The sequence below is a fragment of the Nocardioides sp. YIM 152315 genome (assembly GCF_029210375.1).
GTDB lineage: Bacteria > Actinomycetota > Actinomycetes > Propionibacteriales > Nocardioidaceae > Nocardioides.
In genome coordinates, this window is the sequence record NZ_JARGER010000015.1 from 16,495 (window position 1) to 40,697 (window position 24,203).

The window sequence follows — 24,203 nt, forward strand, 5'->3', positions numbered from 1 at the left end:
CCCCCTATTGAGCCGGTGGGGTACCGGTAGACAGTGCAATAAGTTGGGGAGTGTGAGAAAAGCCGCGGCGTACCTCGACTCGGCGTCCTCGGAGCCGTTGCACCCGGCCGCTCGCGAGACCCTGCTGGCCGCCTACGACCGGGGGTACGCCGACCCGCGCCGCCTGCACGGCGCGGGTCGTGACGCCCGGCTGCTGCTGGACAACGCGCGCGCCGTCGTCGCCGAGTGCCTCGAGGTCCGACCCGACGAGGTCACGTTCACGCCCTCCGGCACCGACGCGGTGCACCGCGGGGTCCTGGGGCTGCGTCGTCGTGCCGGAGCCGTCGTGCACGGGGCGGTCGAGCACTCGTCCGTGGTCCACGCCGCGACGTGGGCCGGTGCGGCCCGCGAGCTCCCCGTCGACCGCCTCGGGCGGGTCCACCCGGCAGTGCCCGCGGACGCGGGTGTCGTCGCCGTCCAGAGCGCCAACCACGAGGTCGGCACGCTGCAGCGCCTCACCGGGCTCGACTCCGCCGCGCCCCTCTTCGTCGACGCCTGCGCGTCGATGGGTCGACTCCCGCTGCCGGACCGCTGGGACGCGCTCGCGGGCTCCGCACACAAGTGGGGCGGCCCCGCCGGCGTCGGCGTCCTCGTCGTGCGCAAGGGCGCCCGCTGGGCCAACCCGTTCCCCGGGGACGACCGCGTCGACGAGCGGGCCGGCGGCTTCGAGAACGTCCCGGCCGCCCTCGCCGCGGCCGCCGCGCTGCGCGCCGTCGTCGAGGAGCGAGACCGGGTCAACACCCGCCAGTTCGCGCTCGTCGACCGGATCCGCGCCGCTGTCGCACGCATCCCCGACGTCGAGGTGGCCGGCGACCCCGTCGACCGGCTGCCCCACCTCGTGACGTTCTCGTGCCTCTACGTCGACGGCGAGGCCCTGGTCACCGAGCTCGACAAGCGCGGGTACGGCGTCGCCAGCGGCTCGGCCTGCACCGCCTCGACGCTCACCCCGAGCCGGGTGCTCGAGGCGATGGGCGTGCTCACCCACGGCAACGTGCGCGTCTCGCTCACCCGCGACACCACCGGCGAGGACGTCGACGGCTTCCTCGCCGCGCTGCCCGAGGTGGTGCGCGACCTCCGCGCCGAGGCGGGTCTCTAGATGGACGTCCACCTCGAGCTCGACTGCCGCGGGATGATCTGCCCGCAGCCGGTCATCCGCCTCGGCACGAGGTACGCCGAGGTGCCGATCGGCGGGCTGATCGGTGTCGTCGCCACCGACGTGGCCGCCCGCACCGACGTGCCGGCCTGGTGCCGCATGCGCGGCCAGGAGTACGTCGGCGAGGACTCCGCTCCCGACGGCGTCCCGCGCTACGTCGTACGCCGCCTCAGCTGAGCGAGGCGGCGAGGTCGGCGATGTCGACACCGGTGTCCTCCAGGCGAGCCACGTCGACGGTCCGGCCGACCAGGGCGCGCAGGTGGTCGGTGCTGTCCCACTCGTTGAGGTGCATCCCGCCGAGCACGCGGCCCGCGTCGTGCCAGAGCACGACCGCCCGCCGACCCGCCAGGTCGCCGCGCACCACGACCCGGTCGAGGTGCTCGCGGGGCACCCGCCCGACGTACTCCACCCCCAGGTCGTACTGGTCGGTGAAGAAGTAGGGCGAGCGCTCGTACGGCGTGTCCGCGCCGAGCATGTTGCGGGCGGCGGCGCGGCCCTGCTCGATCGCGTTGTCCCAGTGCTCGACCCGGAGCCTGCCGAGGGTCGGGTGGTCGTGGGCCGCGATGTCGCCGGCGGCGTAGACGTCGGGGTGCGAGGTGCGCAGGGTCGCGTCGACGAGCACCCCGCCGTCGACGTCGAGTCCCGCGCTCTCGGCGAGGCCCAGCCGTGGCGCCGCGCCGACCGCGACCAGCACGAGATCGGCCGGCACCGGGCTGGCGCCCTCGAACGTCGTGCCCAGCCGCAGGTCGACCCCGTGCTCGCGGTGCAGGTCGGCGAACGCGGAACCCATCCGCTTCCCCAGCACGCCGAGCAGTGGTCGCGCCTGCGGCTCGACCAGCGTCACCGCGCACCCGGCGTGGCGGGCCGCGGCCGCGACCTCGAGCCCGATCCAGCCGCCGCCGACGATGGTCAGCCGGGGTTGCTCGAGCAGCGCCGCGCGCAGCGCGGCGGAGTCGTCGCGGGTGCGCAGGTACGCCGCCGGCGCACCCTCCACCGGGAGGCGACGCGGCTCGGAGCCGGTGGCGAGCAGCAGCTTCTCGAAGCCGAGCTCACCGGAGGGCGTCACCACCACGCGCCGGACGGGGTCGACCCGGCTGACCTCGGTGCCGGTGCGCACGTCGATGTCGCGCTCGGCGTACCAGCCCGCGTCGTGCAGGCCGGTCGCCGCGACGTCCTTGTCGCCCAGCAGCACGTCCTTCGACAGGGGCGGCCGGTCGTAGGGCAGGTGCTGCTCGGCGCCGATCAGCACGACGTGGCCGTCGTACCCCTGGGCGCGCAGCTCCTCCACGGCGGCGTTGCCGGCCAGTCCGGCTCCGACGACGAGCATGCTCATTCTCAGCCTCCTGTGGGTCCGGTGCGGGTCAGCGCCAGGAACTCCGCGCGGCTGGCCGGGTCCTCCCGCAGGCGGCCGAGCAGGGCGGAGGTCACCGTGCGGCTGCCCGGCACCCGGACGCCCCGCAGCGTCATGCAGAGATGCTCCGCCTCCACGACGACCCCGACCCCGGCCGCGCCGAGCGCGTCTCCGAGGTGGTCGGCGACGCGCTGCGTCAGGCGCTCCTGGGTCTGGGCGCCGCGGGCGTGGTGGTCGACGAGCCGGGCCAGCTTCGACAGCCCGAGGATGCGGTCGCCGGGCAGGTAGCTGACGTGCGCGACGCCGACGAACGGCAGCATGTGGTGCTCGCACAGAGACCGCACCGGGATGTCGCGCACCAGCACCAGCTCGTCGTAGCCCTCGTCGTTGGGGAACGTCGTCATCTCGAACGGGACCGGGGTGAGGAGCTCGGCGAACGCCCGTGCCATCCGCCCGGGCGTGGCGGCCATCGCCTCGTCGGCGAGATCGAGCCCGAGGGCGGCGAGCAGGTCGGCGGCGGCGTCCCGCGCGGCCCGGAGGTCGACGGAGGGCCGCCGCGCTTCTAATATCGTCATTGTTGCACTTTAGAAACTGTGGGATCCTCTCGTCAATGGACCTCGGCACTCGCGCGACCCGAGTCGGCGCGCTGGCAGACCCCACGCGGCGGGCGCTCTACGAGTACGTCGTGGGCCGGTCCGCGCCGGTCGGGCGCGAGGAGGCGGCCGCCGCGCTGGGCATGCCGGCGCACACCGTGAAGTTCCACCTCGACAAGCTGGTCACCACCGGCCTGCTCGCGACCGAGTACCGCCGGCTCGGCGGACGCCGGGGGCCGGGCGCCGGTCGCCCCAGCAAGCTCTACCGGCGCGCCGACGGAGAGGTCGCCGTCTCCCTGCCGGAGCGCGCCTACGACCTCGTCGGGCACATCCTCGCCGCCGGCGTCGAGCGGGCGTCGTCGGGCGAGTCCCTCGCGTCCGCGCTGGACGCGGCGGCCACGGACGCCGGGCGCGAGGTCGGTGCGACGGCGGACGGGAACGACGTCCCGGCGTTCAGCCGCGCGCTCGCCGCCCAGGGCTTCGAGCCGCGGGTGGAGGGCGACACCGTGCTGCTCGCCAACTGCCCCTTCGACACACTGGCCCGCCGCCACACCGCCCTGGTCTGCGGGCTCAACCGCTCCTTCGTGCAGGGAGTCGCGGACGGGGTCGGCTGCGACGTCGCGGCCCGCCTCGACCCCGAAGCCGGCCGGTGCTGCGTGAAGGGCCGGATCGCGCCTCGCATCTCGACCACCGCGTGACCGGTCAGCCCATCGCCTTCAGGTGCCCCTCCACCTCACCGGCCGCCTCGCGGCCGTAGGAGTGCTCGACGCGGGCGAGGAACTGGGCCGGCGTGAAGGCGTACTCCTGCGTGCCGACCGTCTCGACGACGTACGCCGCGAGCACGCAGCCCACCTGCGCGGCCCGCTCGAGCCCGAGCCCCCACGCCAGCGCCGCGAGGAAGCCGGCGCGGAACGCGTCGCCCACGCCGGTCGGCTCGACCGCGGTGACGTCGCGGGCCGCCGCGAGCACGATCGGCTCCTCGCCGCTGCGGGTCACGCGGACGCCGTCCTTGCCGAGCGTGGTGACCTGGACGCCGACGCGCGCGAGGACCTCGTCGGCCGACCAGCCGGTCTTCTGCTCGATCATGTGTGACTCGTACTCGTTCGAGAAGAGGATCGCGGCCCCGTCGATCAGGTCGCGGATCAGCGCACCGTCGCTGAACGCGAGCTGCTGGCTCGGGTCGGCGATGAACGCGTAGCCGCGCTGGCGGCACTCCTCGGTGTGCCGCAGCATGCCGTCGGGGTCGTCGGCGCCGATCAGCACGTACTCCGGCTCGCCGACACGCGCCACCACGGGACCGAGCTCGATCAGCCGCGCCTCGCTCATCGCCCCCGGGTAGAACGACGCGATCTGGGCGCCGGTCGGGTCGGTGGTGCACACGAAGCGGGCGGTGTGCTGGGTGTCGGAGATCCGCACGTGGGAGCAGTTGACGTTGTGGCGCTCGAGCCACGAGCGGTAGTCCGCGAAGTCCTCGCCGGCCGCGCCGACGAGCACCGGCCGCAGCCCGAGCTGGCCGAGCCCGAAGCACATGTTCGCGGCGACGCCACCGCGCCGGATCTCGAGGTCGTCGACGAGGAACGACAGGGAGATCTTGTCCAGCTGCTCCACGACCAACGAGTCGCGGAACTTGCCCTGGAACGTCATCAGGTGGTCGGTGGCGATGGAGCCGGCGATCAGCAAGGACACGACACGGAACACTACCGATCGGTACCGCTACGGGTACCAATCGGTAGCGCCTACCTTCGACGCATGAGCGAGCGGAGCGAGCGAATCATGCAGGACAGCGCGACCTGTGTCTCATGCGCGCACGGAGCGAAGCGAGCACGCGCATGAGCGGCCAGCGCCTCGCCTACGAGGACCTCTCCAGCCCCGCCGAGATGAGCGCCGACTGCCTCGCCGCGCAGGCGGCGCTGACCCGGCCCCTGGCCGCCGCGGCCCGAGAGCTCTCCCGAGAGCAGCCCAAGGCCGCGGGCATCGAGGTCCCCGAGGCCGCCGCCCGGCTCGCCCGGGCGCTCCACCTCCAGCTCGACGGCGACTGACCCGAGACGCGGCGAAGCCCCCACCCGACCGGATCGGATGGGGGCTTCGTCGAGCTGTGTCAGTGGAAGCTGTCGCCGCAGGCGCAGGAGCCGGTGGCGTTGGGGTTGTCGATCGTGAAGCCCTGCTTCTCGATGGAGTCCACGAAGTCGATCATCGCGCCGTTGAGGTAGGGGACGCTCATCCGGTCGACGACGACGGCCACTCCGTCGAAGTCGGTCACGACGTCGCCGTCGAGGCTGCGCTCGTCGAAGAACAGCTGGTAGCGGAGGCCCGAGCACCCGCCGGGCTGCACGGAGATGCGCAGCGAGAGGTCGTCGCGGCCCTCCTGCTCGAGGAGGCTCTTCACCTTGGCGGCGGCCACGGGGCTCAGGTTGATGGAGTCGGCGCGGCGCTCGGTGGTGGTCTCGACCTGCTCGGTCATGGGCGATTCTCCCGAAGTCGATGGAACGGTCTCACTGACACCAATGGTCGCACACGGGCGGTTATTCCGGTGACTCGCGCGACCAGGTCCGCGCCACGCGCCCCGCGAGCGCCGCGAGCGCCCCGGCCGGATCGGCGAAGGCCCGCTCCTCTCCCACCACCTCCACGAGCGAGTACGCCGACTCGACGCCCAGCGCCCGCATCTCCCGCGCGCCGACGTGCACCTGCCCGGCCAGCACCACGCAGGGGCGCAGCACGGCCCCGGCGACCTCGGCCACGCCATACGGCACCTTGCCGCCCCGGCTCGAGTAGTCGAACGCGCCCTCGCCGGTGACCACCAGGTCGGCGACGCGGGCCCGGTCGGCGAGCCGCAGCGCCGCCGCGACGACGCCGATGCCCGGCTCGCGCGTCGCACCGAGCAGCAGCAGCCCGAAGCCCAGCCCGCCGGCGGCGCCGGCGCCCTCGGCCAGGGCGACCTTGCGGTCGGTCGCGGCCGCGAGGTCCTGGAGCCAGCCGTCGAGCACCGGGAGCCGATCGTCGGGGACCCCCTTCTGCGGCCCGAAGACCTTGGTCGCGCCGAAGAGACCGGTGAGCGGGTTGTCGACGTCGGTGGCGGCGACCAGCTCCACCGGCACCGTCGGCACCTCCATCCGGGTCACCCCGGCCAGCCCGGCGGCCCCCTGGTCGAGCGGGCGGTCGGCGGTGGCGCCGAGGGCGGCCAGCAGCCCCGCTCCCCCGTCGTTGGTGCCGCTGCCGCCGAGACCGACGACGACCCGGCTCGACCCGGCGTCGACCGCCGCGCGCACCAGCTCGCCCACGCCGTACGTCGTCGCGGTCTCGGCGCCCTCGCCGCCGGTGAGGTGCAGGCCGCAGGCCTGGGCGCTCTCGACGTACGCCGTCCGCTCGTGGACCAGGACCGTCGCCGGGGTCGGCTCCCCGTGCGGGCCGCGCACGGTCACCGCCAGCAGGTCGCCTCCGAGCGCGGCGTGCAGCACGTCGACGAAGCCGGGGCCGCCGTCGGCCATGGGCGCGAGGTCGATCTCGTCGTCGGGCGCCCGCCGCCGCCAGCCCGCCGCGATGGCGTCCGCGGCCTCGACGGCGGTGAGCGTGCCGGCGAACTTGTCGGGGGCGACCAATATGCGCATGCGACCATCCTCGCGGGTCCCTAGGGTCGGGCGGGTGACCGACCTCGTGATCCGACCGATGACCGTCGACGACGTCCCGGAGGCCGAGCGGATCAGCGACGAGGGGTTCTTCGAGCTCGACACCCGGATGCGCCGCACCGCGGGCCCCGCGCCGGAGCGCCGCTCCGAGACCCACCGCGCGGTGTGGATCGAGCGGACCCGCCACCTCGTGCGCACCGACCCGGGCGGCTGCTGGGTCGCCGAGGACGACACCGGGATCGTCGGGATCGCGACGTCGTTCCGGCGCGAGGTGCTGTGGTGCCTCGCGACGTACGCCGTGCTGCCGGGCCGTCAGGGCCGGGGCATCGGCAAGCCGCTGCTGGCCGCCGCGATGAACCACGGCCGGTCGTGCACCCGGTGGATGCTGGCGGCGTCGGCGGACACCAAGGCGGTGCGGATCTACCACCAGGTCGGCTTCGAGCTGCACCCGCAGATGCACCTCACCGGCACCGTCGACCGGTCGGCGCTGCCGGCGATCGAGAAGGTCCGCGAGGGCAGCGCGGGCGACGTCGAGCTGATGGACTCCCTCGACCGCGGAGCCCGCGGCGCCGGGCACGGGCCGGACCACGAGCTGATGCTGCGCACCTGGCGACTGCTGGTGTCCGACACCTCGACCGGCTCCGGCTACGCCTACCTCGACGAGCGGGGGCGGCTCGCGCTGCTGGCGGCGTCCAACCGGCGCACGGCGACCCGGCTGCTGTGGGCCGCGCTGGCCGAGGCGCCGGAGCGCGCGAGCGTGGGTCACGTCACCGGCGCCAACCAGTGGGTGCTCGACGTCGGCCTCGCCGCTCGGCTCGAGCTGCACCAGGAGGGATATCTCGGGCTGCGCGGGATGAAGCCGCCCGCGCCGTACGTTCACCACGGTGCGCTGCTCTGACCGGAGCCCCGACCAAATAGGATGGCCGTCATGACGACCGTGGACCTGCCGCTGCTCCCCCTCGGGCGCGGGACCGATCTCGCCAGCGAGCGAGGCGTCGAGTGCCCGGGTGACCTGCCCCCGGCCTCGGACCCCGACCTGGTGGCGCGTGCCCGAGCGGCCAAGGAGGCCCTCGGTGAGAGGGTGTTCGTGCTCGGGCACCACTACCAGCGCGACGAGGTCATCCAGTTCGCCGACGTCACCGGCGACTCCTTCAAGCTCGCCCGCGACGCTGCGGCGCGGCCGGAGGCGGAGTACATCGTCTTCTGCGGCGTGCACTTCATGGCCGAGTCCGCCGACATCCTCACCGGTCCCGGCCAGCAGGTGATCCTGCCCGACCTGGCCGCCGGCTGCTCGATGGCCGACATGGCCCGGCTGACCCAGGTCGAGATGGCGTGGGAGGCGATGGCGGAGGCCGGCGTCGCCGACTCCGTCGTACCCGTCACCTACATGAACTCCTCGGCCGACATCAAGGCCTTCTGCGGCCGCAACGGCGGCGTCGTGTGCACCTCGAGCAACGCCGAGGTCGCGCTCGAGTGGGCCTTCGGGCAGAAGGCGGACGTCGAGGGCGGCGCCAAGGTCCTCTTCCTGCCCGACCAGCACCTCGGACGCAACACCGCTGTCCTGAAGCTGGGCTACTCGCTCGACGACTGCGTGGTCTGGGACCCGTACCGTCCGCACGGCGGCCTCACCGTCGAGCAGCTGCGCGACGCGAAGGTGATCCTCTGGAAGGGCCACTGCTCCGTGCACGGCCGCTTCTCCCCCGACGTCGTCGACGACCTGCGCGCCGAGATCCCCGGGATCAACATCCTGGTGCACCCCGAGTGCCGCCACGAGGTCGTGCTCGGGGCCGACCTGGTCGGCTCCACCGAGTTCATCATCAAGACGATCGAAGCGGCGCCGGCGGGCTCGAGCTGGGCGATCGGCACCGAGCTCAACCTCGTGAAGCGGCTGGCGGCCGCTCACCCCGACAAGCGGATCGTCTTCCTCGACAAGACCGTCTGCTACTGCTCGACGATGAACCGCATCGACCTGCCCCACTTCGTGTGGGCGCTGGAGTCGCTGGTCGCCGGGACGGTCGTCAACCGGATCGAGGTCGACCCCGAGACCGAGAAGTGGGCGCTGGTCGCGCTCGAGCGGATGCTCGCCCTGCCGGGGAAGACCGCCAAGGACTGATCTCCACGCTGACCCGCCCGAAACTTTCGGGCGGGTCAGCGTCGGCAGCGGGTCACTGCGACATCGGCATGCCGCCGGGACCGCTGCGGAACCGGACCATCCCACCACCGGGGGCGCCGCCCCCGCCGGACCGGAGCTCCCCGGTCCGGGTGTCGCCGCTCGGCAGCGCCCGGTCGAGGTCGGCGAGGACCACCTCGTCGCCCTTCGACAGCCCCTCGGTGATCTCGACGCGGGTGCCGCCGGTGACGCCGGTCGTGACCGGCGTCGGCGTGGCCGCGCCGTCCTCCAGCACCGTCACCGTGCCGTCGGACACCGCCGAGGCCGGCACCGTGACCACGTCGGAGGCCGAGCCGGTGACGACCGCCACCGTCGCGGTGAGGCCGGTGGCGATGTCCAGACGCTTGCGCTTCAGCGTGATGGTCACGGCGTACGTCGCGTCGTCGTCCGGCACCGAGCTGACCTGGGTGACGGTGCCGGCCAGCGCCTTCTCGGCACCGGCCGGCGTCGCCGTGGCGCGCTGACCCACCTCGAGCCGCTGCACCTGGGTGCTGGTCGCAGCGACCCGAACGGTCGTGGTGCCCTGCGAGACCAACACGAAGACGTCGGTCCCCGCGGCGACGGAGTCGCCGACGCCTGCGTCGACGGCGACGACCTTCCCCGAGAGCGGGGCGGTCACCGCGGCCGTCGCCAGCTGTTGCCCGGCGGCGACCAGGTCGGCCCTCGCCTGGTCGATCGACGCCTGGTCGCGGGCCAGCGTCGCCGCCGTGACGGTGCCGCTCACGCCGCCGCCCGCGCCGCCGGTGGGGGTGGTCTCCGCGACCAGGACGATCGCGGGCTCCCGGGCGGTCGTCGCGGCGACGGCGTCGGCCGACCCGCCGCCGGCGGCGGCCGAGAGCGTGCCCCCGAGGGCGTCGAGCGCGTCCTGCAGCGCCTGCTGGTCCGTGGCGACCTGCCGCTGCGCCGCCTGCACCGCCGCGAGCGCGTCGGTGCAGCCCTGGCCGGTCACGTCGACGCACGCGGCCTGCTGGGCCTCCAGCGCCTGCTGCGCGGCTGCCAGCGACGCCGACACCGTCGACTGCGCGGCGATGACGGCCCGCTGCTGCTGGGCGAGGTCGGCGAGCGCGTCCGACCCCTCCTCGGGCTCCTCGGGCTCCTCGGGCTCCTCGTCGGGTGTCGCCGACGGCGCGGGAGTCGCGGGGACCGTCGGGCCCTGCGGCGTCCGCGGCTCCTGCGCACCCTGCGCACCCTGGTCGGACTGCGGCGCCTCTGACGACCCGCTGTCCGCCCCCGACACCGCGGCGGTCTGGGCGGCGACGTCGGACTCGAGCTGCGCACGGGCGCCTGCCAGGGTCGCGCGGGCCGCCTGCACGGCCCTGCGGAGCGTCTCGTCGTCGAGGGTCCCGAGCGTCTGCCCGGCCCTCACCCGCTCGCCCGTCTCGACCGCGACCCGTGCGACCGTGCCCGACGTCGCGAACGCGAGGTCGGCCCGACCGGCCGGCTCGACGGTGCCGGCCAGGTCGAGCGTCTCCTCGACGTCGCCGGTCGTCGCTCGAGCGGTCCGGTACGACGGGTCGTCGGCCTGCGCGGCGTACCCCGCCCAGCCGACCCCGACGACGGCGAGGGTCGCGATCCCCGCCATGGCGCGACGCGGGGTGTTCATGCGGTGTCCCCGCCCTCCGGGTCGCGCCTGACGAACCCGAGACCGCACTCGCCGTCGACCGGGTCCGAGACGCTGATGGTGTCGGCCGTGACCGCACCGGTGTCGTCGCTCTCGCCGCGCGCGGTGACGCAGCGTCCGACGCTCACGGCCGAGGACTTCGCGTCCGCCGTCGTCGTGTACGTCGTGTCGTCGCCGACCGTCACGGTCACCTCGGCGGCGTCGTCGCTGTCGGGGGTGATCGTGCTGAGGGTGAAGCCGTCGGCGGACACCGCGGTCACCTCGCCGACCGTGCCGACGCCGCGCACCCGCGGGCCGTTCGGCGCATCCGACGACAGGTCCCCGGGCAGGTCGCTGGGTCGATCGCTGGGCCGGTCCGTCGGCGTCCCCTCCGGAGGCTCACCTCGGCCGGGCCCGCCGGCACCGAAACCGCAGCCACCGCCGTCGTTCGCCTCGGTCGCCCGCACCGTCGCGGCGGCGACCTCGGCGACCTCCTCCGTGGAGTCCTGCGAGGTCTCCGCGCCGGTCGTGACCACGGCACAGGCGCCGACGGTGACATCGTCGAGCGTGCCGTCGACCTGCTCGGTGAACGTCGTGTCCTCGGTCCAGGTGACCGCGACCTGGCCGCCCTGCCGACTCTGCACCTGCGCGGTGGCGAGGGTGACGCGGGTCAGGTTCATGGAAGGGCCTTTCGTGGTGGTGCAGCGTCACTCGCTGCGGAGGGCGTCGATGGGCGTGAGGCGGGCGGCTCGGCTCGCGGGATAGACCCCGAAGCCGACGCCGAGGCCGAGCGAGGTGAGCAGCGCGGCGCCCACCGCCAGCGCCGAGAGCGTGATCGGCTGGTCGATCAGCGGGGGCAGCACCCACGAGCCGACGACCCCGACCAGGAGGCCGACGACGCCGCCGACCAGGCCGAGCATCGAGGCCTCGACGAGGAACTGCCGGCCGATCACCCGCGGGGTCGCGCCGAGCGCCTTGCGCAGCCCGATCTCGCGGATCCGCTCGGTCACCGAGACGAGCATGATGTTCATGACGCCGACCCCGCCGACGAGCAGCGAGATCGCGGCGATGCCGGTCAGCAGGACGGTCAGCGTCTTGTTGGTGGAGTTCGCGGTCTCGACCAGCGACTCCTGGGTCGAGATGCCGAAGTCGGCCTCCGCGGCGGTCACGCGGTGTCGGGTCGCCAGGAGGCTCTCGACCTCCTGGTACGCCGCGCTGAGCGTCTCCTGCGACGTCGCCTCGACGTAGATCGTCGAGACGGAGCCCGACGTCGCGCCCGTCAGTGCCTTGGCGGTGCTGATCGGCAGGATCGCCTGGTCGTCCTCGGAGCTGCCGGAGTCGGAGGCACCACTCGAGTCCAGCACCCCGATCACGGTCAGCTGCTGGCCGGCCACCGTCACGGTCCGTCCGACCGGGCTGCCGACGGCGAAGAGCTCGCTCGCGGTGTCCGGCCCGAGCACCGCGACGTGCGCACCGGAGGCGATCTCGTCCGCCGTGAAGAACCGCCCGGAGGTCAGGGTGCGGGCGCGGACGTCGGCCCACGAGGTCGTGGTGCCGACCAGCGAGGTCGTCCAGTTCGTCTCCCCCGCCGCCAGCGACACCGACGACGATGTGGTCGGCGCGACGCGACGTACGTCGGGCGCTGCGGTGTCGTCGGCGATGGCGGTGGCGTCCTCGAGGGTGAGCGTGGTCGCCGAGCCGAAGCCGCCGCGCAGGCCGCCGGAGTCGGTGGCGCTGCCCGGCGACACGATCAGCAGGTTGCTGCCGAGCGCGTCGATCTCGTCGCGCACCTGCTGCTGCGCGCCCTGGCCGAAGCCGACGGTGAGGATCACCGACGCGATGCCGATGACGATGCCAAGCATCGTCAGCAGCGATCGCATCCGGTGCGCCCGCACCGCCTCCGCGCCCGCGCGGAGGGTCTCGATCCAGTTCATGCGGGTGCCCCCGCGCGTACGGCCGGGGTGTCGGAGACGATCCGGCCGTCGCTGATGACCAGGTTGCGGCCGGCGCGCGCGGCGACGTCCTTCTCGTGCGTGATCAGCACGATCGTGCGGCCGGCGTCGTGCAGCGCGTCCAGGAGGTCGAGCACGTCCGCGGTCGACCGCGAGTCGAGGTTGCCGGTCGGCTCGTCGGCCAGGATCATCGCGGGCTCGGTGACCAGGGCCCGGGCGACGGCCACGCGCTGCTGCTGGCCGCCGGAGAGCTCACCGGGGCGGTTCTCGGTGCGGTCGCCGAGGCCGACGCGCTCGAGCGCGGCGACGGCGCGGTCCCGTCGCTCGTGACGCGGCAGTCCGGCGTACACCAGCGGCAGCTCGACGTTGCGCCACGCGGGCAGGCCGGCGAGCAGGTTGAACTGCTGGAAGACGAAGCCGATGCGGCGGTTGCGCACCTCGGCGAGCTGGGCCTCCGACATCGTCGACACGTCCTCGCCGGCGAGGTGGTAGCCGCCGACGGTGGGGTTGTCGAGGCAGCCGAGGATGTTCATCAGCGTCGACTTGCCGGATCCCGACGGACCCACCACCGCGACGTACTCGCCCTCGCGGATCGTGGTGTCGATGCCGCACAGCGCCTCGAACTCCAGGCTGCCGGTGCGGTAGGTCTTGCGGATGCCCTCGATCGCGATGATGGGTGGACTGATCGGCGTCGTGCTCACTGGGCCGGGCCCTCCATCGTCGGGCCCTGGCCGCCACCCGGCAGCTCGCTGAGGGCGGGAGGCTCGCCCCCGTCGGGGGCGCCCTGCTGTCCGCCCTCGTCGCCACCGCCTCCGACGATCCGCTCGAAGCCCGGCACGACGACCGTGTCGCCGTCCTCGAGCCCGGAGAGGACCTCGGTGGTCATGCCGAAGGTCTCGCCGGTCTCGACCTCGACCCTGGTCTCGTCGCCGTCCTCGAGCCTGGTGGCGTACGTCGCGCCGTCCTCGGTCGAGAGCGCCCGGCTGGTGACGGTGAGGACGCCCTGGCGCTGCCTGGTGATGATGGTGGCGGTGGCGGAGACCCCGGCGTAGAGGTCCTTCCGCCTGCCGGTGACGCCGATGGTCACCGGGAAGGCCGCGGCGCCGCTGTCGTTGGTCTCGGCGACGAGCCCGACCTCCTCGACGGTGCCGTAGACCGTGTCGGTGACGCCCGTGACGGCGACCTCGGCCTGCAACCCCTTCTTCAGGCTGTCGACGTCGGCGGCGGCGACGGTGGCGTCCACGACGTACGTGCCGGTCGCGACGATCGAGATCGTGCCGCTCGTGGAGTCGGTGGTGTCGCCCGCGCCTGCGGCGTCCGCACCCGCGGCTCCCGAACCGACCGTGTCGCCCTTGCTCAGCCCGACCGCCGTGACCGTGCCCCTGATCGAGGCGCGCAGGGTGGCGTCCTCGACCGCACGCCGGGCGTCGGCGAGCGAGGCACGGGCCGAGACGATCGCGGCCCGGTCGCTCGCGAGCTGGACGTCGCTGGCGCCGGCGTCCTCGTCCTCGTCGAGCTGGGCGAGCGCGGCGTCGTACGACGACTGCGCGGCCCGGCGGGTGGCGACGAGGCCGGCGTCGTCGACGACGGCGAGCACCTCGCCCTTGCGGACCCTGTCGCCCTCGGCGACCGCGACGCGGGTGACGGTGCCGGCGACCGCGAACGACTCGTCCGCCGTCGTGCTGGCGGCGACGGTCCCGTCAGCCGTGACCGTGTCGCGCACGGTCTCGGTGGAGACGGTCGCGGTGGTGCTGGACGCGGCCTGTGAGCTGTCACGGATCAACAGCCAGGCGCCGGAGCTCGCGACCGCGACCAGCACCACCAGGGCGCAAGCCAGCAGGATCCGCGAGCGGCGACGGGCGGGCAGTCGCACGGTGGTCCCTCTCGACGTGGGTCGATGCGGGACCGGTCGGCCCGCGAGGGAGACCCTGCCGGCGCGGTCTGTGCCGCCCCTGGGGCCGACCTGTCTGCGCGCTGTGGGGCTGTGCGTCGGGCTGTGCGTCGGGCTACATGCCCGGGGCGCCCCACACGGCCAGCCACCGGCCGAGGTCCTGCTCCATCGGGAGCTCGCCGGCGAGGGTGTCGCGAAGCTGGATCTCGAGCAGGTTGTCGCGCTGGCGGTCCGTCGTGCCCGCCTGCGGCGCGAACGGGTAGAACGTGGCCTGCTTGTAGAGGTAGACCAGGCCGACCCGCCGGCCGTCCGCCCCCTCGAACGGGATCAGCGAGCAGAGCAGGCCCGGCCCGAACCCCTGCTCCTCCAGCGAGGTGTTGACCGCGTGCAGGTCGGTGCAGAGGTCGGCGATCCCGTCGAGACCCGCGCGCTCGTCGCGCACGACCAGCCAGGTGAAGCCGTACTCGTCCTCGGAGAGCTCGACGTCGGGCTGGTCGGGATCGGCGTTCAGCAGCTCGACGACCTCCGACTGCACCTGCTGGAAGGCGTTGCCGGTCGCCGCGCGATAGCAGACCGAGCCGGCGCCGGTCGGGCGCAGCCCGAGGCTCGTCTCCAGCGTGATCGCCGCGCTCGGCACGTGGAAGAGCGCGTCGAGACGGGGTGCCTTGGGGCGCGAGCGACCGGTGACAGCTGCCCAGAAACCCATCAGGACGGCCCCTCAGGCCGACCGGTCGAGCTCGGCGCGGATCTTCGCGAGCTGCTCGAGCCGTTGCTCGAGCGTCGGGTGCGTGGAGGTGAGCGTGCGCAGCGAGACGCCCTTGACCGCCGGCGCGATGAAGAACGCGTTCATCGCCTTCGACGCCCGCAGGTCGCGATCGGGGATGGTGTTCATCTCGCCGGTGATCTTCTGGAGCGCGGAGGCGAGCGCCTCGGGCTTCATCGTGAGGTAGGCGCCCGCCCGGTCGGCGGACATCTCGCGGTAGCGCGAGAGCAGCTTGAGGAGCAGGAAGCTCACGGCGTACGTGATCAGGGAGACGACGAGCACGACCAGCCAGACCGGCAGCCCGTTGTTGTTGTCGCGGCGGTTGCCGCCGAAGATGGCGCCGTACTGTGCGCCGCGCGTGAGCATGCCCGCGACGATGCCCGCCGACGACGCGACGGTCATGACGAGGACGTCGCGGTGAGCCACGTGGGAGAGCTCGTGCGCGAGCACGCCCTCGAGCTCCTCGGCGCTGAGGCGCTTGAGGATGCCGGTGGTGACGACCACGGCCGAGTGGCTGGGCGAGCGACCGGTGGCGAACGCGTTGGGCAGGTCGGTGTCGGCGACGCCGACCCGCGGCTTGGGCATGTCGGCGAGCACGCAGAGGCGGTCGATCATCGCGTGCAGCTCGGGCGCCTGCTCCGGAGTGACCTCCCGCGCGCGCATCGCCTTCATGGCGACCTTGTCGGAGTTGTACCACTGGAACCAGACGACGCCGAGGCCGATGACGGCGATGATCGGCGCCCAGCCGGCGGGCGCGACGGCGATCAGGATCGCGATGAGGGCGACGAAGAGCGCGCCGAGCAGGAAGATCACGGTGGTCATCCGGGCGGTCAGCCCCGGGTCGCCGACGAAGCGCGTGCGTGCCATGGCCCTATTCTCCGGGATCGCGCAAGCGTGGGTGGCGTCAGGCCTGCTCGCCGTCGGCCTTCTCCTGGGCCTTCTTCTCCGGGGCGGGCTCGAGGATGTCGCCGTCGTCGCCGGCCTCGATCGCGTCGGGCTGCCCGCTCGAGCCACCGGCCTTGAGCGCGGCCAGCTCGGCCTCGACGTCGGTCTGGGAGCTCAGGGCGTCGAGCTCTCGCGCGATGTCGTCGCCGCTGTTGGTAGCGGTGACGTCGTCTAGCGCGCCGGAGGCGATGAGCTCGTCGATCGCGCCCGCGCGGGCCTGCATCTGCGCGGTCTTGTCCTCGGCCCGCTGGACCGCCTGGCCGACGTCGCCGAGCTCGTCGCCGATGCCCGACATCGCCTCGTTGATGCGGGTCTGGGCCTCGGCGGCGGTGTAGGTCGCCTTGATCGTCTCCTTGCGGGTGCGGAAGGCCTCGACCTTCGCCTGCAGCCGCTGCTGCGCCAGGGTGAGCTTCTCCTCCTCCGCCTGCAGCTGGGCGTGCTGCCCCTTGAGGTCGTTGATCTGCGTCGTCAGCCCGGACTTGCGGGTCAGGGCCTCGCGGGCGAGATCCTCGCGGTCCACCGAGATCGCCTTCTGCGCCTGGCCCTGGAGCTTCGTGGACTGCTGCTCGAGCTGGTTGATCTGCAGCTCGACGCGCTTGCGGCTGGTGGCGACGTCCGCCACCCCGCGGCGTACCTTGGAGAGCAGCTCCTGCTGCTTCTGGTAGCTGTAGTCGAGGGTCTCCCGCGGGTCCTCGGCGCGGTCGAGCGCCTTGCTCGCCTTCGACTTGAAGATCAGGGTGAAGCGCTGCCAGAGTCCCATTGCGGCGTGGTCCCTCTCGATACGGTCCGGTCTCAGGCCCAACCCTAGGCTGCAATGGCAAGTCATGGCGACGCCGCCGGTAGTCTGAGAGGAACGTTTCGTTCCCGCTCCTCGATCACCACCGAAGGCCCCGCGTTGTTCCGTCGCAGCAAGTCCGAGCCCGCCCCCGAGTCCAGCGCCACCACCAAGGCCGGCGGCAAGGGTCGTCCCACCCCGACCCGCAAGGACGCCGAGGCCGCCGCCAAGGCGCGCGCGAAGACTCCGCGCACCCGCAAGGAGCTGGCGGCCGCCCAGCGTGCGACGCGCTCGGAGTCGAGCAAGACCGTCCGGCAGGCGATGCGCGACGGCGACGAGCGGTACTTCCCGGCTCGGGACAAGGGCCCGGTCAAGCGCTTCATCCGCGACTACGTCGATGCGCGCTTCTCGCTCATCGAGCTCGTGATCCCGCTGCTGCTGGTCACGATGGTCCTCGGCTACTCCGGCAGCCGCGCGCTCGCCCAGTGGGGCAACACGCTGCTGCTGGTGATCGTGATCGTGGTCGTCTTCGACATGTTCTGGCTGCGCTTCCGCCTGCGCCGCGAGCTGGCGCGGCGCTTCCCCGAGCAGCCGCTGAAGGGCACGACCTACTACGCGATCACGCGGGCGATGCAGATGAAGTTCATGAGGCTGCCCAAGCCCCAGGTGAAGATCGGGCAGGCGCTGCCCGACGAGTACCGGCGCTGACGCTGCGGCTCGGGCGGGTCGGCCTCCCCACCTGTCGTCAGAAGTCGCGGCGACGTGGCGACTGCGTCTTCGCGGGGTCGCGCTCGACGACCGGGCCGACGACGTCGTCGATCGCCCTCATCGTCGCCGGGTCGAGGCTCACCCCCGACGCCTTGACGTTGTCGGTGACCTGCTCCGGCCGACTGGCGCCGATGATCGCGGCCGAGACGTTGTCGTTCTGCAGCACCCAGGCCACCGCGAGCTGAGCCATCGACAGCCCCGCCTCGTCCGCGATCGGCTTGAGCTGCTGGACCCGCTCGAGGACGTCGTCGCGCAGCCACCGGCCGATCATGTTCGCGCCGCCCTTCTCGTCGGTCGCGCGGCTGCCCTCGGGCGCCGGCTGCCCCGGGAGGTACTTGCCGGTCAGCACGCCCTGGGCGATCGGCGACCACACGATCTGGCCGATGCCGAGCTCCTCGCTGGTCGGGACGACCTCGGCCTCGATGACCCGCCAGAGCATGGAGTACTGCGGCTGGTTGGACACCAGCGGGATCCGCAGCTCACGCGCGAGCTCGTGGGCCGCGCGGATCTCCTCCGCGCGCCACTCGCTGACGCCGATGTAGAGCGCCTTGCCCTGACGCACGACGTCCGCGAACGCCTCCATCGTCTCCTCGAGCGGTGTCTCGTGGTCGTAGCGGTGCGCCTGGTAGAGGTCGACGTAGTCGGTCTGCAGGCGCTCGAGGGAGCCGTCGATCGACTCCATGATGTGCTTGCGCGACAGGCCGTGGTCGTTGTGCTTGCCGGGCCCGGTCGGCCAGAAGACCTTCGTGAAGATCTCCAGCCCCTCGCGACGCTCACCTTCGAGCGCCTTGCCCAGCACGGTCTCGGCCGCGGTGTTGGCATAGACGTCCGCGGTGTCGAACGTCGTGATGCCCTCGTCGAGCGCCTGCCGCACGCACGCCGTCGCCGCGTCCTCCTCGACCTGCGACCCGTGGGTGAGCCAGTTGCCGTACGCGATCTCCGAGATCTTCAGTCCACTGCCGCCGAGGTTGCGAGTCTTCATGGTTCGACCCTAGCCAGCCGCTGGTGGTCGCTCCCGACAGGCCGGCCACACGGACACGACGCACGCCGGCCCACCGGCGCCCCCGGCCCTCGGGCACGGTGATCGGGGAAGGCGCCCCGCGCCCGGCACCCCGGTGGTTGAGGAAGGCGCCCCCGCGCCCGGCCTCGAAACCACCGCAACTACGCACCCCCGGGGTGGTTTCGAGCGTCGGTTGCTGCGCAACCTCCTCAACCACCGACCCCGTCACGCTGGGGGCGTGGCGGACCGGAGAGCGCAGTACGCGACCGTCGCGTCGTCCGGCGCCCCGTCGGGGTGGGGCTCGACGGCACGCAACCGGCTGAGCACGTCGTCGGGACCGCCGGCGCGCAGACGCTCCATGAGACCGGCCCAGCCCAGGACGCCGTAGGGATCGACCAGGCGCCGGACGCCGTTGCTGAGCACTGCCACATCGTCGAGAGACGCCAGCGGGACGCTCCCGGTCACCGCCTCGGCCGCGGCCGCCGGGTCGTCCTTGGCGATCCAGTAGCCGCCGGGTCGGTTGCGTCGGGCGCGGAAGGCGTCGATCCGCGCCGCCAGGTCGTCGTGCTCCGCGATGACGGCGGCCCGGACGTCGAGCTCGCGTGGATCGGCGAGTACGACGGGGCGGACGCCGGCCAGCACGACGTACGAGTCGCCGAGCACCAGGTGGTCGAGGCGTCCGTCCGTCACCCGCACCATGGCGACGGTCGCCTGCGGACTGCTCGGGTCGGCGACGTCGCAGGTGCCGCGGTGCCGACCCGTGACCTCGTCGATCGACTCGGCGAGCGCGCCGACGAGGTCGACGCCGGGGCCGCGGGACAGCCGACCGAGCACGGCGGCGCCGAGCGAGTGCGCGTACCAGGCGACGCCGTGGCGGCACAGCTGCTCCGCACCCGGGATGCCGGCGCCGTCCAGGAGCACCACGGAGGCCGGGACGGCTCCGACGAAGTCCTCGTTGTCCCGCCCGACGTGGCCGGGGCTGGTCGCCATCGTGACGCGCACGCCTCCGAGGCTCTCACGCGTCGTAGTCGAGCACGACCTCCTCCGAGGTGGGGTGCGCCTGGCAGGTGAGCACGTAGCCGGCGGCGATCTCCTCGGGCTCGAGCGCGTAGTTGGCGTCCATCGCGACGGTGCCGGAGACCAGCCGGGCACGGCACGTGCCGCAGACGCCGCCCTTGCAGGCGAAGGGCAGGTCGGAGCGGACCCGGAGCGCGGCCTCGAGGACCGGTACGTCGTCGGGACGCAGGTCGAGCGAGGAGGAGCGGCCGTCCAGGCGGACGGTCACCTGGGCCGCGCCGTCCGGGGCGTCGGCGAGCGCCTCCAGCGGCGCGCGCTCGACCGGGTCGGCGTGGAAGAGCTCGCTGTGCACGTGCTCGGCCGGCACCCCCAGCCCGGCGAGGGCGTCGCGGAGCGAGGTGAGCATCTGCTGGGGGCCGCAGAGGAACCAGTCGTCGGCCTCGTCGAGTCCGAACGCCGTGACCAGGCGCGACAGGCGGGCACCGTCGAGTCTCCCCGAGAGCAGCTCCACCTCGGAGGTCTCCCGCGACAGGACGTGCACGATCTGCAGCCGGGCCGGGAAGCGGTCCTTGAGGTCGTGCACCTCGTCGAGGAACATCACCGACCGGTGCGTGCGGTTGGCATAGACCAGCGTGACCGTCGAGTCGGGCTCACCCTCGAGGACCGCGGTGACGATCGAGAGGATCGGCGTGATCCCCGAGCCCGCCGCCACCGCCACGCAGCGCCGCGCGGCCGTCGGGCACACCTGCGTGGTGAACCGCCCTGCGGGCGTCATGACGTCGAGGGCGTCGCCGACGGCGAGCGTCGAGAGGACGCCGGTGCTGAAGGCGCCCCCCGGGAGCCGCTTCACACCGATCCGCAGCCGGCCCGAGGTCGGCGTGGTGCAGATCGAGTAGGAGCGGCGTACGTCGTCGCCGCCGCGGATGTTCAGGTGCTGCCCGGGGCTCCACTGGAAGTCGGGCGCCAGCGCCGGCGGCACCTCGAAGGTCAGCGCGACCGCGTCGTCGGTCAGCTCGTCGATCGCCGCGACCCGCAGCGAGTGGAAGGTCGCCGACACCTCAGTGTGCCTTGAAGTGGTCGAACGGCTCCCGGCACGCCCGGCACACCCACAGGGACTTGCACGCGGTCGAGCCGAAGCGGCTCGACTCCCGCGTGTCGAGCGACCCGCACTGCGGGCACCGCACCGCGAGCTGCAGCGGGACCGGACCGGCGACGGCCGCGGCCGGGCCCGGCGGCGCCACGCCGTAGGCCGCGAGCTTGGCCCGCGCCTCCTCGGTCATCCAGTCGGTCGTCCACGCCGGCGACAGCACGTACTCCACGTCGACTCTCTGGTAGCCGGCGGACGTCAACGCCTCGACCAGGTCCGCGCTGATCGTCTCCATCGCAGGACACCCGGAGTACGTCGGGGTGATCGTCACGTGCACGCGTCCCTGGTCGTCCTCGGTGACGTCGCGCAGGATGCCCAGGTCGCCGATGGTCACCACCGGCAGCTCGGGGTCGGGGAGGTCGGCGGCGATCTTCCATGCGGCGGACTGGAGGCTCATCACCACGTCGCTCCCGGGTGCGATCGGTGCAGGTGCTGCATCTCCGCGAGCAGGTGCCCGAGGTGCTCGGTGTGCAGGCCGCGCCGGCCTCCCCCGATGGCCGGTGCGACCTGCGGGACCGACAGGGTCGCCTCGACGACGACCTCCTCGATCCGTCCCATCACCCGGTCGCGCAGCGATCGCGGATCCACGACCGCGCCGTCGACGGGCGCGAAGAGCTCCTCGAGGTGGGGCCACTCGCTCTCGAGCGCCGCCTGCATCCGGGCATGCGAGACCTCGGTGCCGTCGCCGAGCCGGAGCGTCCAGAGCCGGGCGTGGTCGACGTGGTAGGCGACCTCCTTGACCGCCTTGCCCGCGATGCCGGCGAGGGTCGCGTCGGACGAGGACACGAGCGCGGCGTACAGCTCCGACTGCCACGTCGCGAGCATCAGCAGCCGCGCGATGGTGACCCCGAAGTCCGGTTGCGGCCGCTCGACCAGCCACACGTTGCGGAACTCGCGGTCGTCGCGCAGGTAGGCCAGGTCGTCCTCGGTGCGCCCGGCACCCTCCAGGGCGCCCGCGTAGGTCAGCAGGGCCCGCGCCTGGCCGAGCTGGTCGAGGCCGATGTTCGCGAGCGCGACGTCCTCCTCGAGCTCGGGTGCCCGGCTGATCCACCAGCTCATCCGCTGCGCGGACACCAGGGCGTCGTCCGCCAGGGCGAGCACGTAGTCGCAGGAGGTGGTCACGGCGGGGTCCCCGGCGAATTGTTCGTCGGAGGAGCGAAGCGGAGGAGACGAAGAATTCGGTGGGGTGCTCATAGGTGCTCGACCCCCTCGGGCACGTCGTAGAACGTCGGGTGCCGGTAGACCTTGTCCTCGGCCGGGTCGAAGAACGCGTCCCGCTCCCCCGGGTCCGACGCCACGATCGACGACGACGGCACCACCCACAGGGAGACCCCCTCCTGTCGACGGGTGTAGACGTCGCGGGCGTTGCGCAGCGCCAGCTCGGCGTCCGGGGCGTGCAGCGAGCCGACGTGCACGTGCGACAGGCCCCGCCGCGAGCGCACGAAGACCTCCCACAGCGGCCACGCGTTCATGCGGGGTCCCCGCGGTGTCGTTCGCTGGAGGAGCGAGGCGGGGGAAGCGAAGAGCACCGCGGGGTAGTCATGCCGCCGCCTCGGCACGCTTGGCGGAGTACGCCGCGGCCGCCTCGCGCACCCATGCGCCGTCCTCGTGGGCCGCGACCCGGTGGGCCATCCGCTCGCGGTTGCACGGGCCGTTGCCCTTGATCACCTCGAAGAGCTCGGTGAAGTCGACGGCGCCGAAGTCGTAGTGGCCGCGCTCGTCGTTCCACCGGATCTCCGGGTCGGGCAGCGTCAGGCCGAGCACCTCCGCCTGCGGCACCGTCATGTCCACGAACCGCTGGCGCAGGTCGTCGTTCGAGAACCGCTTGATCCCCCACGCCATCGACTGCGCGGAGTGGGTCGAGTCGTCGTCGGGCGGCCCGAACATCATCAACGAGGGCCACCAGTAGCGGTCGACCGCGTCCTGGGCCATCGCCTTCTGCGCGGGCGCGCCGTGGGCGAGCGTGTGCAGGATCTCGAAGCCCTGCCGCTGGTGGAAGGACTCCTCCTTGCAGATCCGCACCATCGCGCGGGCATAGGGCCCGTAGGAGCAGCGGCACAGCGGCACCTGGTTGACGATCGCGGCGCCGTCGACGAGCCAGCCGATCGCGCCGACGTCGGCCCAGGTGAGCGTCGGGTAGTTGAAGATCGAGGAGTACTTCTGCCGGCCGCCGTGAAGCTGGTCGAGCAGGTCGGCCCGGTCGACGCCGAGGGTCTCGGCAGCGGCGTACAGGTAGAGCCCGTGGCCGGCCTCGTCCTGCACCTTGGCCATCAGGATGGCCTTGCGGCGCAGCGACGGCGCGCGGCTGATCCAGTTCCCCTCGGGCTGCATGCCGATGATCTCGGAGTGCGCGTGCTGGGCGATCTGGCGGACCAGGGTGCGACGGTAGGCGTCCGGCATCTCGTCGCGTGGCTCGACGCGACCGTCCCCGGCCAGCAGCTCCTCGAAGTGCACGTTCGGCAGGCTAGCAGACTTGTGACAGATTCTTTCCGGACGAACGACGTTCTGTAACAGCCGGGACCGGCTGACAGGATGGTGCGCATGAGCGAGCGGAGCCTCCCCACCGCCGACGTGTCGGTGCGGATCGCCTGGGCGGACGACGCGCCGGCGATCGCCGCGCTGCAGCTGCGCACCTGGCGCGCGGCGTACGCCGGCGTGCTGCCGCCCGACGCGATCCCGGACGATCCCGAGGCCGCGGCGGCCGCCTGGCGGGCGTCCCTCGGCCGGCCCGGCGATGCCCGCAACCGGGTGCTCGTGGCGCTCGAGCGCAACCGCGTGGTCGGGTTCGCGATCTGCTCGCCCGCCGGCGACCCCGACTGCGACCCGATCGTCGACGGCGAGCTCGCCGAGCTCACCGTCGAGCCCGCCGAGCGCGGGAAGGGTCATGGCTCGCGGCTGCTCCAGGCGGCGGCCGAGACGATGGCGGCCGACCGATTCCGGCGCGCCGTGCTCTGGACGGTCGCCACCGACGACGCGTTGCGCACCTTCCTGACCGGCGCCGGATGGGCCGCCGACGGCGCCCATCGTGAGCTCGATCTCGACGGCTCCGGCGCCACCCGGGTCAAGCAGGTCAGGATGCACACGGCACTCACAGAAGTCACCTCTTGATTTCCCAGGATCCAGGACGAGGATGGAGTCCCACTCCAGAACGGAGCACTCCCGTGTTCGGACCTCTACCGCGCCTGCACCGCCTGCTCGTGATCCTCACCGCGCTGGTGGTGGGTCTGCTCTCCGGGGTGTGGATGGTCGAGGCGCTGGACGCCCCGGCGCTGATCGGGGCCGGCATCGGATGGGGCCTGCTCGCGGGCCTGCTCCTCAACTACGTGCTGCTGCACGACTTCCACCACCGAGCTCGACCGGTGCGCGTCCGCCGCCACTAGCACGACCACTCGCACCACCCCACTAGCCTCGGCCGG

Annotated in this window: 29 protein-coding genes; 9 read left to right on the forward strand and 20 right to left on the reverse strand. The window is 73.0% G+C overall.

Going from position 1 to position 24,203, the window contains the following annotated elements:
* Positions 1-52 precede the first annotated feature (52 nt).
* Positions 53-1,135 (forward strand): aminotransferase class V-fold PLP-dependent enzyme, encoded by a 1,083-nt coding sequence (locus tag PZ894_RS03915; protein ID WP_275742680.1) that lies wholly within the window; start codon positions 53-55, stop codon positions 1,133-1,135.
* A complete protein-coding gene (locus PZ894_RS03920; RefSeq protein WP_275742682.1) occupies positions 1,136-1,369 on the forward strand; it encodes a sulfurtransferase TusA family protein in 234 nt (77 codons plus the stop codon).
* On the opposite strand, the gene PZ894_RS03925 is transcribed toward PZ894_RS03920, so the two are convergent.
* Together PZ894_RS03925 and folE are read right to left on the reverse strand one after the other, a co-directional pair.
* Positions 1,362-2,525, reverse strand: a complete 1,164-nt coding sequence (locus tag PZ894_RS03925; protein ID WP_275742684.1) for an FAD-dependent oxidoreductase — start codon at positions 2,523-2,525, stop codon at positions 1,362-1,364. The genes PZ894_RS03920 and PZ894_RS03925 overlap by 8 nt on opposite strands.
* 2 nt (positions 2,526-2,527) lie before the next feature.
* Positions 2,528-3,118, reverse strand: a complete 591-nt coding sequence (folE, locus tag PZ894_RS03930) for a GTP cyclohydrolase I (RefSeq protein ID WP_275742686.1) — start codon at positions 3,116-3,118, stop codon at positions 2,528-2,530.
* A 35-nt stretch (positions 3,119-3,153) separates the two neighbouring features.
* On the opposite strand from folE, the gene PZ894_RS03935 reads away from it, so the two are divergent.
* Positions 3,154-3,834, forward strand: coding sequence for a helix-turn-helix domain-containing protein (locus PZ894_RS03935; protein ID WP_275742688.1), 681 nt, complete (start codon positions 3,154-3,156; stop codon positions 3,832-3,834).
* 4 nt (positions 3,835-3,838) lie between these two features.
* Here the strand turns inward: PZ894_RS03935 and PZ894_RS03940 are convergent, their stop codons facing one another.
* Positions 3,839-4,822, reverse strand: coding sequence for a carbohydrate kinase family protein (locus tag PZ894_RS03940; protein ID WP_275742690.1), 984 nt, complete (start codon positions 4,820-4,822; stop codon positions 3,839-3,841).
* Between the two features lie 143 nt (positions 4,823-4,965).
* Here PZ894_RS03940 and PZ894_RS03945 point away from each other — a divergent pair, with 143 nt between their 5' ends.
* Positions 4,966-5,175 (forward strand): hypothetical protein, encoded by a 210-nt coding sequence (locus tag PZ894_RS03945; RefSeq protein ID WP_275742692.1) that lies wholly within the window; start codon positions 4,966-4,968, stop codon positions 5,173-5,175.
* A gap of 59 nt (positions 5,176-5,234) precedes the next feature.
* Here PZ894_RS03945 and erpA read toward each other — a convergent pair whose 3' ends face one another.
* Together erpA and PZ894_RS03955 are read right to left on the reverse strand one after the other, a co-directional pair.
* Entirely contained in the window at positions 5,235-5,597 is a 363-nt protein-coding gene (erpA, locus tag PZ894_RS03950) for an iron-sulfur cluster insertion protein ErpA (RefSeq protein WP_275742694.1), read from the reverse strand.
* Between the two features lie 61 nt (positions 5,598-5,658).
* Positions 5,659-6,741 carry a glycerate kinase gene (locus tag PZ894_RS03955; RefSeq protein ID WP_275742696.1) on the reverse strand — a complete coding sequence of 361 codons (1,083 nt, stop codon included), beginning with the start codon at positions 6,739-6,741 and terminating at the stop codon, positions 5,659-5,661.
* Positions 6,742-6,775: 34 nt separating this feature from the next.
* Between PZ894_RS03955 and PZ894_RS03960 the strand changes: the two genes are divergently transcribed.
* Complete coding sequence (locus PZ894_RS03960) at positions 6,776-7,657, forward strand: GNAT family N-acetyltransferase (RefSeq protein WP_275742698.1); 882 nt, start codon at positions 6,776-6,778, stop codon at positions 7,655-7,657.
* A gap of 30 nt (positions 7,658-7,687) precedes the next feature.
* A complete protein-coding gene (nadA, locus tag PZ894_RS03965) occupies positions 7,688-8,872 on the forward strand; it encodes a quinolinate synthase NadA (RefSeq protein ID WP_275742700.1) in 1,185 nt (394 codons plus the stop codon).
* Positions 8,873-8,924: 52 nt separating this feature from the next.
* On the opposite strand, the gene PZ894_RS03970 is transcribed toward nadA, so the two are convergent.
* The 8 genes from PZ894_RS03970 to PZ894_RS04005 all read right to left on the reverse strand — a co-directional run bounded on the left by PZ894_RS03970 (position 8,925) and on the right by PZ894_RS04005 (position 16,840).
* A complete protein-coding gene (locus tag PZ894_RS03970) occupies positions 8,925-10,532 on the reverse strand; it encodes an HlyD family efflux transporter periplasmic adaptor subunit (protein ID WP_275742702.1) in 1,608 nt (535 codons plus the stop codon).
* Positions 10,529-11,209 (reverse strand): hypothetical protein, encoded by a 681-nt coding sequence (locus PZ894_RS03975; RefSeq protein ID WP_275742704.1) that lies wholly within the window; start codon positions 11,207-11,209, stop codon positions 10,529-10,531. Before PZ894_RS03975 ends, PZ894_RS03970 begins: the two co-directional genes overlap by 4 nt.
* Before the next feature lie 27 nt (positions 11,210-11,236).
* Complete coding sequence (locus tag PZ894_RS03980) at positions 11,237-12,463, reverse strand: ABC transporter permease (RefSeq protein ID WP_275742706.1); 1,227 nt, start codon at positions 12,461-12,463, stop codon at positions 11,237-11,239.
* Positions 12,460-13,182: an ABC transporter ATP-binding protein gene (locus tag PZ894_RS03985; RefSeq protein WP_345799135.1), complete on the reverse strand. Its 723-nt coding sequence runs from the start codon at positions 13,180-13,182 to the stop codon at positions 12,460-12,462. The genes PZ894_RS03980 and PZ894_RS03985 overlap by 4 nt, the downstream gene beginning before the upstream one ends.
* On the reverse strand, positions 13,179-14,354 hold the full coding sequence (locus PZ894_RS03990) for an efflux RND transporter periplasmic adaptor subunit (RefSeq protein ID WP_275742708.1): 1,176 nt from the start codon (positions 14,352-14,354) through the stop codon (positions 13,179-13,181). Before PZ894_RS03990 ends, PZ894_RS03985 begins: the two co-directional genes overlap by 4 nt.
* Before the next feature lie 133 nt (positions 14,355-14,487).
* Positions 14,488-15,078: a hypothetical protein gene (locus PZ894_RS03995; RefSeq protein ID WP_275742710.1), complete on the reverse strand. Its 591-nt coding sequence runs from the start codon at positions 15,076-15,078 to the stop codon at positions 14,488-14,490.
* Positions 15,079-15,090: 12 nt separating this feature from the next.
* Positions 15,091-16,002, reverse strand: a complete 912-nt coding sequence (htpX, locus tag PZ894_RS04000) for a zinc metalloprotease HtpX (RefSeq protein WP_275742712.1) — start codon at positions 16,000-16,002, stop codon at positions 15,091-15,093.
* Positions 16,003-16,039: 37 nt separating this feature from the next.
* Positions 16,040-16,840, reverse strand: a complete 801-nt coding sequence (locus tag PZ894_RS04005) for a PspA/IM30 family protein (protein ID WP_275742713.1) — start codon at positions 16,838-16,840, stop codon at positions 16,040-16,042.
* A gap of 135 nt (positions 16,841-16,975) precedes the next feature.
* Here PZ894_RS04005 and PZ894_RS04010 point away from each other — a divergent pair, with 135 nt between their 5' ends.
* Positions 16,976-17,563 (forward strand): DUF3043 domain-containing protein, encoded by a 588-nt coding sequence (locus tag PZ894_RS04010; RefSeq protein WP_275742714.1) that lies wholly within the window; start codon positions 16,976-16,978, stop codon positions 17,561-17,563.
* Positions 17,564-17,600: 37 nt separating this feature from the next.
* Here the strand turns inward: PZ894_RS04010 and PZ894_RS04015 are convergent, their stop codons facing one another.
* From PZ894_RS04015 to paaA, 7 genes are all read right to left on the reverse strand, one after another.
* Complete coding sequence (locus PZ894_RS04015) at positions 17,601-18,605, reverse strand: aldo/keto reductase family protein (protein WP_275742715.1); 1,005 nt, start codon at positions 18,603-18,605, stop codon at positions 17,601-17,603.
* A gap of 243 nt (positions 18,606-18,848) precedes the next feature.
* Positions 18,849-19,625 (reverse strand): protein phosphatase 2C domain-containing protein, encoded by a 777-nt coding sequence (locus tag PZ894_RS04020; protein ID WP_275742716.1) that lies wholly within the window; start codon positions 19,623-19,625, stop codon positions 18,849-18,851.
* 13 nt (positions 19,626-19,638) lie between these two features.
* Complete coding sequence (gene paaE / locus PZ894_RS04025) at positions 19,639-20,697, reverse strand: 1,2-phenylacetyl-CoA epoxidase subunit PaaE (protein ID WP_275742718.1); 1,059 nt, start codon at positions 20,695-20,697, stop codon at positions 19,639-19,641.
* A gap of 1 nt (position 20,698) precedes the next feature.
* Complete coding sequence (gene paaD, locus PZ894_RS04030) at positions 20,699-21,184, reverse strand: 1,2-phenylacetyl-CoA epoxidase subunit PaaD (RefSeq protein WP_275742720.1); 486 nt, start codon at positions 21,182-21,184, stop codon at positions 20,699-20,701.
* Positions 21,184-21,909 carry a 1,2-phenylacetyl-CoA epoxidase subunit PaaC gene (gene paaC / locus PZ894_RS04035; RefSeq protein ID WP_275742721.1) on the reverse strand — a complete coding sequence of 242 codons (726 nt, stop codon included), beginning with the start codon at positions 21,907-21,909 and terminating at the stop codon, positions 21,184-21,186. Before paaC ends, paaD begins: the two co-directional genes overlap by 1 nt.
* A gap of 68 nt (positions 21,910-21,977) precedes the next feature.
* Positions 21,978-22,259, reverse strand: coding sequence for a 1,2-phenylacetyl-CoA epoxidase subunit PaaB (gene paaB / locus PZ894_RS04040; RefSeq protein ID WP_275742722.1), 282 nt, complete (start codon positions 22,257-22,259; stop codon positions 21,978-21,980).
* 67 nt (positions 22,260-22,326) lie between these two features.
* Positions 22,327-23,241: a 1,2-phenylacetyl-CoA epoxidase subunit PaaA gene (gene paaA, locus PZ894_RS04045; protein WP_275742723.1), complete on the reverse strand. Its 915-nt coding sequence runs from the start codon at positions 23,239-23,241 to the stop codon at positions 22,327-22,329.
* Positions 23,242-23,328: 87 nt separating this feature from the next.
* Between paaA and PZ894_RS04050 the strand changes: the two genes are divergently transcribed.
* Positions 23,329-23,895, forward strand: a complete 567-nt coding sequence (locus PZ894_RS04050) for a GNAT family N-acetyltransferase (protein WP_275742724.1) — start codon at positions 23,329-23,331, stop codon at positions 23,893-23,895.
* Between the two features lie 53 nt (positions 23,896-23,948).
* Positions 23,949-24,167, forward strand: coding sequence for a hypothetical protein (locus PZ894_RS04055; protein WP_275742725.1), 219 nt, complete (start codon positions 23,949-23,951; stop codon positions 24,165-24,167).
* Positions 24,168-24,203: the final 36 nt, after the last annotated feature.